This window comes from Rhizobium sp. BIGb0125 (genome assembly GCF_024810055.1).
Lineage (GTDB): Bacteria > Pseudomonadota > Alphaproteobacteria > Rhizobiales > Rhizobiaceae > Agrobacterium.
The window spans coordinates 461,626-475,086 of the sequence record NZ_JANUDV010000002.1 but is presented as its reverse complement, the minus strand read 5'-3'; the positions used below and the strand labels follow the sequence as shown (position 1 = coordinate 475,086).

The window sequence follows — 13,461 nt, the reverse complement described above, 5'->3', positions numbered from 1 at the left end:
CTGGGAAAATCGGTGGTAACTGGCATGAATGAAATGAGTAAAACCCTTTCCAACCTCGCAGCTATCGATGCTGCTCACCATCTTCATCCTTTTTCAGACATGGGTAAGCTCAACGAGGCCGGAACTCGGATTATCGAGCGTGCCGAGGGCGTCTACATCTTTGACAGCAACGGCAAGAAATATCTCGATGCCTTTGCTGGCCTGTGGTGCGTGAACATCGGTTACGGCCGCAAGGAAATGGCGGAGGCGGTTTCTCGCCAGATGAACGAGCTACCCTATTACAACAGCTTTTTCGGTACCACGACCCCGCCAACCACCTTGCTGGCGCAGAAGATCGCCTCCCACACCGGCGGTCATATGAACCATGTGTTCTTCACCAATTCCGGCTCGGAAGCCACCGATACCTGGTTCCGCATGGCACGTGTTTACTGGAAGGCACTGGGCCATCCACAAAAGACCAAGATCATCGCGCGCCGCAATGGTTATCACGGTTCCACCGTGGCCGGTGCCTCGCTTGGCGGCATGAAGTGGATGCACGAGCAGGGCAACCTTCCGATTGAGGGCATCGCCCATATCGGCCAACCCTACTGGTATGCTGAAGGCGGTGATCTATCTCCCGCCGAGTTTGGCTTGAAAATGGCCAGCGAACTTGAAGCGAAGATCGATGAGCTGGGCGAAGACAATGTCGCAGCTTTCGTTGCTGAACCCATTCAGGGCGCGGGCGGTGTTATTGTGCCGCCTGATACCTATTGGCCGGAAATTGCCCGCATCTGCAAGGCGCGCAACATTCTGCTGGTATCCGACGAGGTCATCTGCGGTTTCGGCCGGCTCGGTTCATGGTTCGGTTTCCAGCATTTCGGTTACCAACCGGACCTCGCGCCGGTCGCCAAGGGACTGTCTTCTGGCTACCTGCCGATTGGCGGTGTGTTGGTGTCGGACCGTGTGGCGGAAGTGATGATCAAAGAAGTCGGTGACTTCAATCACGGCTTTACCTATTCCGGTCATCCGACATGCGCGGCGGCTGCGTTGGAAAATATCCGCATTCTGGAAGATGAGGGTCTGGTTGAGCGCGTCAGAGACGACATTGGGCCTTATTTTACTAAGGCATGGCAGAGCCTGGCCGATCATGAAATCGTCGGTGAGGCGGTCAATGTCGGTTTGATGGGCGGTTTACAGCTTGCTGTCGATAAAACCACGCGCCAGCGTTTTGCCAAACCGGACGATGTCGGCATTGTCGTGCGCAATCACTGCCTTGAAAACGGGTTGGTCATGCGTGCCACCGGCGACCGCATGCTGGCCTCACCAGCATTGACAATCAGCCATTCGGAAGTGGACCGCATTATCGAAACACTGCGCAAGGGGCTGGACCACCTTCGCGATACCGTCAAGGAATAAGACATTCCTTCTGGCGCTTAAGGAAAACCCCGCTTCATTGAAGCGGGGTTTTGTCTTTCTGGAATTATTGGAAGGCCGTTTCATAGAAACTGCGCAGCTTGCGGGAGTGCAGTTTTTCCGGCGGCATGGCCGCCAGCTTCTGCACCGCACGAATGCCGATCTGAAGATGTTGGGCAACCTGCGTTTTATAAAATGCGGTTGCCATGCCCGGCAGTTTCAACTCGCCATGCAGCGGTTTGTCTGAAACGCACAGCAAGGTGCCGTAGGGCACACGGAAACGGAAACCATTGGCGGCAATGGTTGCCGATTCCATATCCAGTGCGATGGCGCGCGATTGCGAAAGCCGTTTGACTGGACCAGCCTGATCGCGCAGTTCCCAGTTACGGTTGTCAATCGTGGCAACGGTGCCGGTCCGCATGATGCGCTTCAGCTCAAAACCTTCGTAACCGGTAACTTCGGCCACAGCTGCCTCGAGTGCAACCTGCACTTCCGCCAATGCCGGAATTGGCACCCACACTGGGATATCATCATCCAGAACATGGTCTTCGCGCACATAGGCATGGGCCAGCACATAGTCGCCGAGGCGCTGGCTGTTGCGCAGGCCAGCGCAGTGACCAACCATCAGCCATGCATGCGGACGAAGGACGGCAATATGGTCGGTAATCGTCTTGGCGTTGGATGGTCCAACCCCAATATTGACCAGCGTGATACCAGCATGCCCCTTCTTTTTCAGATGGTAGGCAGGCATCTGTGGCAACCGCGACAGGGTCATGTCGGTTTCCGGGCGGTCTGAACCGGCATGGGTGATGATGTTGCCGGGTTCGACGAACTCCGTATAACCTTCACCGCCCTTGGCCATCAGGTCGCGCGCCCAGTTGGCAAACTCATCAATGTAGAATTGGTAGTTGGTGAACAGAACGAAGTTCTGGAAATGGTTTGCGCTCGTGGCCGTATAATGACTCAGACGCGCCAGCGAATAATCGACACGCTGTGCGGTGAACGGCGCCAGCGGCGCAGGCTCGCCGGATACCTGATCATATTCACCATTGGCGATCAGGTCGTCTGTATTGTTGAGATCCGGCGTATCGAACAGATCGCGCAGCGGCACATCGGAAAGAGACGATGTGGCGGAGGCCTCGACATGGGCGCCTTCGCCAAATGCGAAATGCAGCGGAATGGGCGTGGCCGATTCCGATACTGTAATCGGAACATTGTGGTTGCGCATCAACAGCTCAAGCTGCTCTTTCAGATAATGCCTGAACAGATGCGGACGGGTGATTGTTGTGGTGTAAATGCCGGGCGAAGTGACATGGCCGTAGGACAGGCGGGAATCCGCATGGCCAAAGCTGGTCGTTTCCATGCTGACCTGCGGATAGCAGGCGCGGTAACGGCCGGTTATCGGCGCACCCGCCGCAAGTGCGGTAAACGCATCAATCAAAAATTTGGTGTTGCGTTCGTAAAGCGCGGTCAGGGCCTCGACCGCCTCTTTGTGATCTGTAAAGACCTGCGGCGCATAGGGCTCAGGGCTTATGAAAGTAAGGGCTGATATAGAAGGGATTCGTGTGCTCATGAGGCATTATAGATACGCTATTGAGACACGCAAGCGACAGCACGCAGCAATGAAGTACAACGAGACTGTTATTTTTTATCTGTGAGTCCGGCGATCTCCACGGCCTGCAAACCCTGATGTTTTAGCCGAGTGCGCCGCGCTGCAGGCTCATCAAAAGAACAAAGCCAGCGCCTTTGTTCATCGCGCTACGTTCATTTTCTTTCATGGCGGCAAGCCCGGCAATGGGGCCGAGCAACATGGTGGCGATGAGAGCCAGACGAACACTGCTGTAAACCGCGCCGGAGAAGGTCTTGGTCATGGTATTTCGTCCTTCTTACAGAATGGTCGTGCAGTTGGTCTGGATGGATTGGGTGCAGGGCGTAATGGTGCCAATTTGCATACGCTGGAAATTACGGTGCGGATTGATGGCAAGTGCCGCAAACGACATCGCAAAAATGGCCATCAGCAAGGTAATGATCGTTAAACGCCGTATCAGAATTGCCATTGTCCGCTCCCCTTTGCGAATGTGATGCTATGGTTTTGCCACATTCGGTCTGAACCATTGCTGAGAGCCAAATTCATCTCGCGTTCAGAAGCATTAACAGGGCTGATAAGTGCAGATGTGCGCTTAACCATAAGGATTGCGCGGGCAATTTTCGGGGACTTTAAGCAACGTGAGCCAGAATGGCAGGCGGTGCCATCCTGGCTCTTTCCCGTTATTGAACAGAAAACGTTCTAAAGCCTTGTCCAGGTCTGCGACTTGCACAGAACCTTTAGAACGCATCCTTTCATTTTCAGGGAATTGCCGGAAACACTGCCTGAACCACTATAGGTCTTGTCATTTGCAGGATCGGTGATTTCGCCGGAATACTCATTGCCGCTGCCGCTCATACGGCCAATCTGCTTGCCCGCATGTTTTCCAGTTTTCAGCGTTACGCAGAAAGCAGAGCCGCAAGAAGCGATCGTTGCCGTTTCACCGCTTTGGGTTTTCCAGTTTCCTTCGATATTTTCAGCCGCTAATGCCTGACCCGAAATCAGCAGTGCAGCAAGAAGTGCAATCCGTTTCATAAATCCTCCTCCGGTGTTTGACGGCCAAGCGCGCGCACGTGCCATCAACATCGTGTTCCTCCACACGAGTGGGCAATTTATAGTTTACGTTCACGTAAAAGGAAAGAAGGTTTGCTGCCGCTGACAGTGGTTTTCCACCCAGATAAACGCGGTGATTTATGCAAACGGAAAAATGGATGCTGTTTTTAAAGTTAGCAAAGGGTTGAAATCGGCCGGTAAAATTTTCGTAAAATTTTCGCGAAATCCCTTAATTCTCAGGCATAGCCATATTTAACAAAAACTCAAATTTACCAACTGTTTGGACTTTGTTTGTCTCAAATTAATCATGCATTTTAAGCGTCCGTTGAAGCGGCTTTGGCATAGTAAGCCCATCAAACGAGCAGGGAATAACCCGCCAAACCGGAAGGATACGCAAAGCCGCAGAAGACGGCGCGATCCTTTCGGAAGCCCGGATAAGGGGCAGCACAACGACTGAACCAAAACAGGCTTTAACAGGGATAGAAAAACAATGGCACGCTTTGAAATTCGCGATATCGAAACAGCAGCAATGGGCGGTGAAGCCCGCGCCGATGTGTTTTGCAATCTGGGTCTTATCTATGCCACAGGGCGCGGATGTGACGTTGATGTGGTTGCAGCCCACAAGTGGCTGAACATTGCAGCAATCAAAGGATCCGAGCGCGCAGCAAGCCTGCGTGCCGACCTGGCCCGCAATATGAGCAAGGCCGACCTGGCTGCGGCACTGCGTGCTGCACGTGAATGGATGACCATTCATTAATTGATCAGACCAGAAAGGCCAAAACGAGATACCCAAGGGAGGGTAGAACGAAGATAACTCGCAAGAGGAACGCGGCGGGGAATTTGGGACGGACTGACAACACGCAAATGCTGAAGGGCAAATCCATTTGCGAAAATGTTGCAGAAAACCGAAGCTTGCGCTGACACATCAAACCGCGACTGGCAGGAACAAGGCCAGCGCGGTTTTTTCTTGTTCGATGTTGCGTATGGAGCTGGCCGTATCAGGCCAGCTTTTTCAGCACTTTCGGCAGTGCTTCTTCGAAGAGATCAAGCGACGATTGAATGCCAGCGCTGACGCGAATGCAGCGGTTAAGCGGTGCAACTCCCGGCATGCGGATGAACACGCCGTGTTCCATCAGGCCATCAACGATAGCCTTGGCATAAACGCCGTCGCGACCACAATCGATGGTGACAAAATTGGTGGCGGAGGCCAGCGGCGACAGGGCATTGGCCTTGGCAATTGCCGAGATACGCGTGCGAGCCCCATCAATTTTCTGCACGACCTCATGCAGATAGGCCTGGTCATTCAGCGCGACCAGTGCTGCGGCGACGGAAACCCGTGCCATGCCGAAGTGGTTGCGAATCTTGTCAAATGCCTGCACGTTTCCAAGTGTGCCGATCGCATAACCGACCCGGGCACCTGCCAGGCCATATGCCTTTGAGAACGTGCGCATTCTCAAGATATTCGGCAGGCCGATAAGTGCTTTAACGTCAGGCGTTGCACCCTTGGGTGCGGTTTCACAATAGGCTTCATCCAGAATGAGAAGACAATTGTCCGGCAAGGACTTCGCGAAATTTTCGACTTCGTTTGCGTTCCACCAGCTGCCCATCGGGTTGTCTGGGTTGGCGAAGTAGACCAGCGGTGCGTTTTCACGCCTCACGGTATCAAGCAGACCATTCAGATCTTCGCGGTCATTCACATAAGGTGTTGTGACCAGGCGTCCGCCAAAACCATTGATGTGGTAATTGAAGGTTGGGTACCCGCCAAATGACGTGACGACAGGGGTGCCGGGCTCAACGATAAGCCGGGCAATTTCACCCAACATACCATCCACGCCGCTGCCGACCGCAATATTGTCTCGCGATACGCCATGGTGGATGGCCAGTGCTTCCTTCAGTTCGAAATTTTCCGGGTCGGCATACATCCACGTTTCGGTTGCCGCATTGCGCATGGCGTCAAGAACAGACGGCGCCGGGCCGAAGCTGCTTTCATTGGCTCCGATACGGGCTTTGACGGCCAAATGGCGATTACGCTCTATGGCTTCAGGTCCAACGAAGGGAACGGTTGATGGCAGGCTGGCGGCGAGGGGCGTAAAGCGGGAAAATGCGGACATTACAGACTATTCCGGTATCGATTTGAAATCGACGACACAATAGGTTGAAAACCATCCCGTGCAAGCCAAGTTTTTGCTGAAACTGTACGGACGCCAATGACTTTTGCGTCATACGACACCGCACAAATTTGCCCAAAATACAAAAAGCGAAGGTCATCAGGAATGACCTCCGCCTTGATCTTTTCAATGTGTCTGCACTTACAGGCTGGCGTCGAAACTCAGTCTCTGCACGTGGTGCAGGAATTCAGGATCGATCAGCATATTGAAGCCGATCACCGCTTTTTCTTCTTCGCGGCGGATCAAAGTGCAGCCAATTTCATCACGAATTCCGAGCAATTCGAGGAAGAAGTTATTGGGAATTTCCACCTCGGGGCTGACTTCGAGTTCGGCGCCGTAGAGTGAAATCGTCCTGACCAGGCAACGTACGCTGTCCTTGGTGCTCAGATGGCGGCCGAGTACCACGATCTTGCCGGGGCGGTCGATCGTGAACTTCTCGTACATCTCATCCTGAGGAACCGACTGCCGTGGATCAATTGTTACGTTCAATGGCATGACAACCTCCCATGATTGCCCATTATTTATATATGAAGGTACGCCTCAAGCATTGCTCCAAGCTTAATTGAATTTCTAAAATACAAAACAATGTGCATGATTTTGCCACACAACGACGCTCAGAATTGCTTCTGCGCAGTTGTTCTGTGTGGTTGGCTCCACAGGAGTTGACGCAAGGCGTACGCAGCGTTACGCCTTTATCATGTAAACAAGCATGCGATTGTGTTGAGGCGAATCGTGATGTGGGGGAGTTGGTGTTGTGAGTGGCAGATTGGTCATTGTGGGGGCAGGGCAGGCGGCCTTCGCACTTGCTTCTAAACTGAGAGGGTTAAAGGATGATCGGCCCATCACAATCCTCGGCTCAGAAGATGTCCTGCCTTACCAACGTCCACCCTTATCCAAGAAATATCTTCTCGGTGACATGACCTTCGATCGGCTGCTATTTCGCCCTGAGCATTGGTACGCCGACCATAATGTTGAAATCAGAACGTCGGCGTGGGTTGAGGAAATCGACCGCACTGCAAAGACCGTTCGTCTGCAGGATGGCAGCACCGTAGTTTATGAAACACTGGTTTTGGCAACCGGGGCCGAACCGCGCAGTCTGCCACCTGGCATCGGTGGTGATTTGCAAGGCATTTTTACGGTTCGCGACAAGCGCGACGCGGATCGCCTGATGAAAGAGATGCGTCCCGGCCGCCGCCTGCTGATTGTTGGAGGCGGTTACATCGGACTTGAGGCTGCGGCTGTTGCCCGTCATCTCGGCCTTGACGTCACATTGATTGAAATGGCGGATCGTATCCTTCAACGCGTTGCGGCGCGTGAAACTGCCGATGCCATCAGGGGAATCCACGTCTCGCATGGTGTTTCCATCAGGGAAAAAACCGGTTTGGTTCGTCTGAATGGCGACAACGGTCACGTGAAAACCGCGGAACTGTCAGACGGTTCTGTCATTGATGTGGATTTTGTGATTGCCGGTATCGGCGTGACGCCCAATGACCGCCTGGCGCGCGAAGCCGGGCTGGATGTCGCCAATGGCGTGGTTGTGGATGCCTTTACCCGCACATCGGACAGTTCAATTCATGCATTGGGCGATTGCGCAGTCTTGCCTTGGCAGGGCACGCAGATCCGGCTTGAATCCGTACAGAACGCAGTCGAGCAGGCGGAAGCCGCTGCTATCGTCTTGACCGGTGAGGATCGTCCCTATGATCCTAAACCGTGGTTCTGGTCCGATCAGTATGATGTAAAGCTTCAGATCGCCGGATTTAATGCTGGTTATGACGAAACTCTGGTGCGTGCCGGCACACGCGAGGGAAGTCTTTCCATTTGGTATTTCCGCCAGGGTCTGTTCGTCGCCGTCGATGCGATCAATGATGCCAAAGCCTATGTCACCGGTAAAAAGATGCTCGAAAGCGGCATCAATCCGGACCGTATGATTCTTGCCGATACCTCAGCTGATCTCAAGCAGCTTCTTGTTTAAAGGAAAGTGCATGCCCGTCTCTGAAAATCGTTTCAAAACAGCCATTAAATCCGGAAAACCACAGATCGGTCTGTGGCTGGACATGGGTGAGGCAATCGCTGCCGAGATTGCCGGAACCTCAGGATTTGACTGGCTTGTCATTGATGGTGAGCACGGTCCGAATGACCTGCGCAGCATTATCGAACAGTTAAGGGCGCTCTCCAGTTCTCCAGCAGAGCCCGTCGTACGTGTTCCCGTCGGTGACACCTGGATCATCAAGCAGATGCTTGATGCTGGCGCGCGCACCCTTCTGGTTCCGATGGTGGATTCTGCAGAGCAGGCGAGAGAACTGGTGCGTGCAATTCATTACCCGCCCCACGGCATTCGTGGAGTAGGGGCAGCAGTTGCGCGTGCGTCAGCTTTCAACACGATTGATGACTATGCTGAAACGGCCGCTGAAGGTCTGTGTCTGCTGGTGCAGGTTGAAACCCGTGCAGCGATTGCCGATCTCGATAATATCCTCGCTGTTGAAGGTGTCGACGGTGTGTTCATCGGCCCGGCTGACCTTGCGGCTGATCTTGGATATCTTGGTCGGATGGACGCACCGGAAGTGCAGGAGGTGATTGAAAATGCCATCACCAGGATTGTTTCAGCAGGTAAGGCCGCCGGCATCTTGACCTTCAACGAGACCTTCAACCGTCGTTACCTTGAACTAGGCGCGACTTTCGTTGCTGTTGGCGCGGATGTGTTCGAGTTTGCTACTGCGCTTAGAAACCTGTCTGCTCGCTATAAGGCGGGCTCTTCAGCGAGAAAAAGCCCGGCTAAGGGATATTAAAGGACGAGACGGAGTATAAAATGACTCCGTCATCTGCCCCCCGATAGTGGTTTCCGCTTCAGTCATCATTGCTGGCGTTCAGTTTTTCCGGTGGAATGCCCTGATCGCCAGAATGCAAATAGCCCTCATTTAACAGCCAGTTGCGCAGGATCTGCCGTATAGCGTCATCTCGCTGCATCTGCCTCGATGTCGCAAAGGACATCAATGCTTCCTCTAGTTCTGGCTCGAATACTTTCGTTCCGTCCATTTGCATGGTTACTATTCCTCCCCGCTTTCAAAATGCCAACGACAAAAAGGGGCGGTAAACGCCCCTTTGAGATAGTGTCTTGCTGTCTTACGGCAGACGCCAGCGCGATGGAGGCTGGTTCGAGCTGCTGTTGGCGATAAAATAGCCAAGCGCAAATCCGATCACGCCAACCGTCGTCAAAAGCGACGTCGCAGTGCCAGGGTTTTCCTTGACGGCTTCGACGACATTGTAGCCTTGTTCACGTACGTTATGGGCTGCTTTGCGCACCCGGCTGCTGGCATCGTCAACGACTTCAGCAGCGCTTTCCGAAAAACTTCCGGCTCTTGCCGACACTGACTTAGTCAGTGAATCAATCTGCGACCGCAGTTCTGCAATCTGCGTTTCAATCGTGTCTTCCACGACATTGAGTTTGGTTTGTGCCATTACCAATCACCTCATATGGTTACGGGTAAAGAACGGCCTGAACTATCATTTGGTTCCAATGTCGGGTCGTATTTTGGTATGAAATGAAAGCATTCGACCTGCCGCGCACCAACGAGGGCAGGGCAGGTCGAATATACCTGGCGCATACAGCCTCGAAACTACGAGGCATGATTTATTTGACGTGCCGTTCCAACACGGGCAGGCACATATCGAGATCGTGTGACGCCAGATGTGCGTAACGCATTGTCATCTGTAGTGTCTGATGACCGAGCCACATTTGCACACGCCTGATATCAATGCCGCCCTGAACAAGCCGCGACGCGCATGTATGTCGCAAGATGTGCGGAACAACATCGTCATCACTTCCAAGCCCGACCGTGTGGCGAGCCGCGTGCCAGCTTGTCCGGAACCGTTGCTGATCAATGCCAGCAAACGGACCTTTTCCGCGCTTCTCAGATGCAAAAACCGCATCATAGGCACGTGCGGTCAACGGTACTGATCGGCTACGGCCGGATTTGGTCACCCAGAATGTTGCACGTCTTTCGACGATATCACCCCATTGCAGCCCAAGACCTTCTCCAAGACGTGCGCCGGTATCGACGAGAAAAATACAAAGTCGTTGATAGACGTCTGATTCTTTACCTATGGCCTCAAAAAGGCGCCGCTCTTCTCCATGATCAAGAAAGCGAATACGTCCGGCCTTTTCCTTCTCTCGCCGGAATTCCGGCAAGCTGTGGATATCCCCCATTTTATGCGCCTTGCGCAGCAACTTTCGCAGCGCAGCCATCTTTCTGTTGATGGTGGCATTGCTGTTGCCGCGATTACGCAGCTTGCCAATCAGACCATCCAGCATATCCTGAGAGAATACAGTAAATAACGGATTTTCTAAAATTTCATGCAATTCGCCAATGAAATTATTGACGTTGTATTTATGACTTCCGGGCTGCCACAGAGCGCCTTCTTCGGTTTCGAGGTCGTATACGCCGCGCAGAACGAGGTTCGATGCGCCGAAGTCAGCCTGCGCGTAAGCTTCGAGACCAAGTTCGTTGCCTGGGTTCAGAGGCAGATCCGAGTCAGCATCTACGCCGTTGTAGGCGCCAGACAGGTCGTCTACACCGAGACCAATGCGGAACGAATCAGCGTCGTAGAGGTAGCTGATCGTGTTGAAGTTGGAAGCATCAGCAAAATCGTCGAGTTCGCAGTTGATGCCGGTGTCATCCCACCACGTCAGAGCCTTACTAGCCTTCAGGCCGCCTACAGTGATGTAAGCCTGCTCTAGCGAAACTGCGGAAGAAGGCATGCCTGCAAAGCTGTGGTTACCCTGCGGACGGATGTAGGTGCCGATGGTGCCGAGCTCAGAGTCGGTCTTCGTGTCGAAGAATACGCGACCAAAAGTAGCGGATTACCAGTCGCTCGTGCTGTTTGCACCAACGTCTTAACCGAAACCAACGGTGAAACGAACTTCACCACCGATGCGCAGGCAAGTTCAGTGCCTGGGATGTAGAAGTAGCCAGCACCGAAAGCGTCGCAAACGCGAACGTATTCCAGGGGCTCTGGCTTAGCAGCGACGATAGCGTCAGCGGCCTGCGCGCCAGAAACTGCTGCGAGAGCTGAAGCGGAGCCGATGAGAAGGCTCTTGATCTTTCATATTGACCTCCAGTCAAGTTTGACGAAAGGCTTCAAAAAAAACACCAAAAAATGCAGCAAAATGCCGATTTTCGCAGAGTTGTTTGCTTTGGAGATTTCAGCGAGAGAAAGATGTGCCCGAAGAAAAACAGGAGATAAATGCAAAGTAATATCGCATTTAATGAGGGCAATTATTATGGGAAATCAAAATGATGGCGGAGAGGATGGGATTCGAACCCACGATACGCTTTTGACGTATACTCCCTTAGCAGGGGAGCGCCTTCGACCACTCGGCCACCTCTCCGGTGCGGCCTGATTATTGCGTAACTTTTTTGAATGCAAGGCCTTTTATCATTATCAACGAAAAACACTGCGCTTTCTTCGCAGGGAACGGCCTCATGCACGCGCTATATATAGAATGGCGAGTTTACGGGACGGATTTTGAAAAGAATCACTCAACACTCCACCAACAGAATCGTGGATGATTCTCCAAATTTTGTGGTGAGACAGCGGTTAGGACTTGTGAACCAGCTGCGTGTGATGACCTGCCCGTGACCGCTCGGCCATCGAAAACATCAGGCTTTTAGCCCTGAAAACCCCTGAAAATGTGCTGAAAGAATACGATAACTCGAAATATAGTCTCGTTAAGTGACGGATTCAAAAGGCTTTTATTAAGAAGTCGTAAACCTTTTCCACTGCCAGCACCATGTTTTGTGTCCTTTGCGCAACAGCGTGGGATGAAGCAACACAGGAAAGTGCGTTTCCGTGAAGATGGTGATTGCATGCGCGGGTTCGTTTTGTATTTTCAACATCAGGAAGCGCGGCGGTGGATCGTCCGTTTCTTAAATCGACGGGAATGGGGCAGGGAATGCTGTCCTTCAGCTAAGAACCCAGACCCTTGTGAAACTTGACTGGAGGTCAATATGAACATCAAGAGCCTTCTCATCGGCTCCGCTGCAGCTCTCGCAGCAGTTTCTGGCGCACAGGCCGCTGACGCTATCGTCGCTGCTGAACCAGAGCCCCTGGAATACGTTCGCGTTTGCGACGCTTTCGGCGCTGGCTACTTCTACATCCCAGGCACTGAAACCTGCCTCAAGATCGGCGGCGAAGTTCGTGCAACTCTCGCTTTCGGTGAAGACATCGGCGGCGAAGCTGCTGGCGGTCGTTCTTCCGATTGGAACTCTGCAGTTCGTGCACGCGTTTCCTTCGACACGAAGACTGACTCCGAGCTCGGCACAATCGGCACATACATTCGTCTGCAGGGTAACTACAACCCACGCGACGGAGGTGCTGAAGGCGCTATCGTTGAACAGGCTTACATCACCATCGGTGGCCTGAAGGTTGGTAAGGCTCTCACATTCTGGGACGATATCGGCATTAACGGCGAACTCGACGCATTTGACGGCGCTACCAACTTCAACACCATCAGCTACACATACGACGCTGGTTCGTTCGTATTCGGCGTTGGCGTTGACGACCTCTCCAGCGGTTACGATTACGACGCTCTGAACGACCTTTACGGTGGTAACGAGATCGGCGTTCAGGCTTACGGCCAGGTTAACTTCGGTTCCGCTAACCTCGCTCTGCGTGGCGTTTACGACACCGAAGCTGAAGAAGGCGCACTGTACGCAACTCTCGTTGCTCCAATCGGCCCAGGCGAACTGAACATCGGCGCAGGCTGGTCTTCTGACCCTAACGCCTACGTTGGTTCTTACCGTGACCTCGCTGGCTACGACTTCGAGTGGACTGTTTCTGCTTCCTACGCTGTTAAGGCAACTGAGAAGCTCACAATCACTCCAGGCCTTTCCTACTGGGAAACCCACAACAACGACGACATCTGGGGCGTTGGCATTCTTGCTGAATACCAGCTCGCAACTGGCCTGAAGCTCGGCGCGACTGTTAACTACACAGACTCCGACGCGCTTGACGACAACACGTCTGGCTTCCTGCGTCTGACACGTTCGTTCTAATCTGACCACAAGTCGATTAGTGAAAGCCCGGCAGCAATGCCGGGCTTTTATTATTTTGGAAGATATTTTGTTCGTAAACAGACGTTCATCGGCTCGTCCATCGACATGCCTATGGCAGCAAAACGCACTTGGCGTCGTTGGCTTAATGTAAAGACAGCTACACCTGTGTCATCGTACCAAAACATCTCTCGGATGTTCGTTGAACTTTAAG

Annotated in this window: 15 protein-coding genes, 1 tRNA gene and 1 pseudogene; 5 read left to right on the top strand and 12 right to left on the bottom strand. The window is 53.0% G+C overall.

Going from position 1 to position 13,461, the window contains the following annotated elements; genetic code table 11:
* Window positions 1-24: 24 nt before the first annotated feature.
* Window positions 25-1,395, top strand: coding sequence for an aspartate aminotransferase family protein (locus tag M2418_RS06315; RefSeq protein WP_259145498.1), 1,371 nt, complete (start codon window positions 25-27; stop codon window positions 1,393-1,395).
* A gap of 64 nt (window positions 1,396-1,459) precedes the next feature.
* On the opposite strand, the gene amn is transcribed toward M2418_RS06315, so the two are convergent.
* From amn to M2418_RS06295, 4 genes are all read right to left on the bottom strand, one after another.
* Window positions 1,460-2,965 carry an AMP nucleosidase gene (gene amn, locus M2418_RS06310; protein WP_192487360.1) on the bottom strand — a complete coding sequence of 502 codons (1,506 nt, stop codon included), beginning with the start codon at window positions 2,963-2,965 and terminating at the stop codon, window positions 1,460-1,462.
* 121 nt (window positions 2,966-3,086) lie between these two features.
* A complete protein-coding gene (locus M2418_RS06305; protein WP_259145497.1) occupies window positions 3,087-3,263 on the bottom strand; it encodes a hypothetical protein in 177 nt (58 codons plus the stop codon).
* A gap of 15 nt (window positions 3,264-3,278) precedes the next feature.
* Window positions 3,279-3,449 carry a hypothetical protein gene (locus M2418_RS06300; RefSeq protein ID WP_259145496.1) on the bottom strand — a complete coding sequence of 57 codons (171 nt, stop codon included), beginning with the start codon at window positions 3,447-3,449 and terminating at the stop codon, window positions 3,279-3,281.
* Between the two features lie 230 nt (window positions 3,450-3,679).
* Window positions 3,680-4,012: a DUF2147 domain-containing protein gene (locus M2418_RS06295; protein WP_250983005.1), complete on the bottom strand. Its 333-nt coding sequence runs from the start codon at window positions 4,010-4,012 to the stop codon at window positions 3,680-3,682.
* Between the two features lie 508 nt (window positions 4,013-4,520).
* On the opposite strand from M2418_RS06295, the gene M2418_RS06290 reads away from it, so the two are divergent.
* A complete protein-coding gene (locus M2418_RS06290; protein WP_192487364.1) occupies window positions 4,521-4,787 on the top strand; it encodes a sel1 repeat family protein in 267 nt (88 codons plus the stop codon).
* A gap of 241 nt (window positions 4,788-5,028) precedes the next feature.
* Here M2418_RS06290 and M2418_RS06285 read toward each other — a convergent pair whose 3' ends face one another.
* Window positions 5,029-6,141 carry a pyridoxal phosphate-dependent aminotransferase gene (locus M2418_RS06285; RefSeq protein ID WP_259145495.1) on the bottom strand — a complete coding sequence of 371 codons (1,113 nt, stop codon included), beginning with the start codon at window positions 6,139-6,141 and terminating at the stop codon, window positions 5,029-5,031.
* 198 nt (window positions 6,142-6,339) lie between these two features.
* Window positions 6,340-6,693: a hypothetical protein gene (locus M2418_RS06280; RefSeq protein WP_246787643.1), complete on the bottom strand. Its 354-nt coding sequence runs from the start codon at window positions 6,691-6,693 to the stop codon at window positions 6,340-6,342.
* 259 nt (window positions 6,694-6,952) lie between these two features.
* On the opposite strand from M2418_RS06280, the gene M2418_RS06275 reads away from it, so the two are divergent.
* Together M2418_RS06275 and M2418_RS06270 are read left to right on the top strand one after the other, a co-directional pair.
* A complete protein-coding gene (locus tag M2418_RS06275; RefSeq protein WP_250983002.1) occupies window positions 6,953-8,170 on the top strand; it encodes an NAD(P)/FAD-dependent oxidoreductase in 1,218 nt (405 codons plus the stop codon).
* Window positions 8,171-8,180: 10 nt separating this feature from the next.
* Entirely contained in the window at window positions 8,181-8,984 is an 804-nt protein-coding gene (locus tag M2418_RS06270; RefSeq protein WP_259145494.1) for an HpcH/HpaI aldolase/citrate lyase family protein, read from the top strand.
* Between the two features lie 58 nt (window positions 8,985-9,042).
* Here M2418_RS06270 and M2418_RS06265 read toward each other — a convergent pair whose 3' ends face one another.
* The 6 genes and pseudogenes from M2418_RS06265 to M2418_RS06245 form a co-directional block, all read right to left on the bottom strand.
* The gene (locus M2418_RS06265; protein WP_310503181.1) at window positions 9,043-9,237 is read right to left on the bottom strand and encodes a hypothetical protein; all 195 of its coding nucleotides are present in this window, start codon (window positions 9,235-9,237) and stop codon (window positions 9,043-9,045) included.
* Between the two features lie 81 nt (window positions 9,238-9,318).
* Complete coding sequence (locus tag M2418_RS06260; protein ID WP_192487368.1) at window positions 9,319-9,654, bottom strand: hypothetical protein; 336 nt, start codon at window positions 9,652-9,654, stop codon at window positions 9,319-9,321.
* 172 nt (window positions 9,655-9,826) lie between these two features.
* Window positions 9,827-10,606: a tyrosine-type recombinase/integrase gene (locus M2418_RS06255; protein WP_259145903.1), complete on the bottom strand. Its 780-nt coding sequence runs from the start codon at window positions 10,604-10,606 to the stop codon at window positions 9,827-9,829.
* A 9-nt stretch (window positions 10,607-10,615) separates the two neighbouring features.
* Window positions 10,616-11,020, bottom strand: a pseudogene (locus M2418_RS06250) (porin); the annotation flags it as partial.
* On the bottom strand, window positions 10,930-11,226 hold the full coding sequence (locus M2418_RS25745; RefSeq protein WP_405049393.1) for a porin: 297 nt from the start codon (window positions 11,224-11,226) through the stop codon (window positions 10,930-10,932). The gene M2418_RS25745 and the pseudogene M2418_RS06250, both read right to left, overlap by 91 nt.
* 267 nt (window positions 11,227-11,493) lie before the next feature.
* Window positions 11,494-11,584, bottom strand: a tRNA-Ser gene (locus M2418_RS06245).
* A gap of 619 nt (window positions 11,585-12,203) precedes the next feature.
* Between M2418_RS06245 and M2418_RS06240 the strand changes: the two genes are divergently transcribed.
* Window positions 12,204-13,250, top strand: coding sequence for a porin (locus M2418_RS06240; RefSeq protein WP_259145493.1), 1,047 nt, complete (start codon window positions 12,204-12,206; stop codon window positions 13,248-13,250).
* Window positions 13,251-13,461: the final 211 nt, after the last annotated feature.

Excerpts from the sequence above, each read along its gene's own strand:
- M2418_RS06290 (WP_192487364.1), top strand. The coding sequence starts at position 4,521 with ATGGCACGCTTTGAAATTCGCGATATCGAAACAGCAGCAATGGGCGGT.
- M2418_RS06315 (WP_259145498.1), top strand. The coding sequence starts at position 25 with ATGAATGAAATGAGTAAAACCCTTTCCAACCTCGCAGCTATCGATGCT.
- M2418_RS06285 (WP_259145495.1), bottom strand. The coding sequence starts at position 6,141 with ATGTCCGCATTTTCCCGCTTTACGCCCCTCGCCGCCAGCCTGCCATCA.
- M2418_RS06300 (WP_259145496.1), bottom strand. The coding sequence starts at position 3,449 with ATGGCAATTCTGATACGGCGTTTAACGATCATTACCTTGCTGATGGCC.
- M2418_RS06295 (WP_250983005.1), bottom strand. The coding sequence starts at position 4,012 with ATGAAACGGATTGCACTTCTTGCTGCACTGCTGATTTCGGGTCAGGCA.
- M2418_RS06260 (WP_192487368.1), bottom strand. The coding sequence starts at position 9,654 with ATGGCACAAACCAAACTCAATGTCGTGGAAGACACGATTGAAACGCAG.
- M2418_RS06270 (WP_259145494.1), top strand. The coding sequence starts at position 8,181 with ATGCCCGTCTCTGAAAATCGTTTCAAAACAGCCATTAAATCCGGAAAA.
- amn (WP_192487360.1), bottom strand. The coding sequence starts at position 2,965 with ATGAGCACACGAATCCCTTCTATATCAGCCCTTACTTTCATAAGCCCT.
- M2418_RS06265 (WP_310503181.1), bottom strand. The coding sequence starts at position 9,237 with ATGCAAATGGACGGAACGAAAGTATTCGAGCCAGAACTAGAGGAAGCA.
- M2418_RS06305 (WP_259145497.1), bottom strand. The coding sequence starts at position 3,263 with ATGACCAAGACCTTCTCCGGCGCGGTTTACAGCAGTGTTCGTCTGGCT.
- M2418_RS06240 (WP_259145493.1), top strand. The coding sequence starts at position 12,204 with ATGAACATCAAGAGCCTTCTCATCGGCTCCGCTGCAGCTCTCGCAGCA.
- M2418_RS06280 (WP_246787643.1), bottom strand. The coding sequence starts at position 6,693 with ATGCCATTGAACGTAACAATTGATCCACGGCAGTCGGTTCCTCAGGAT.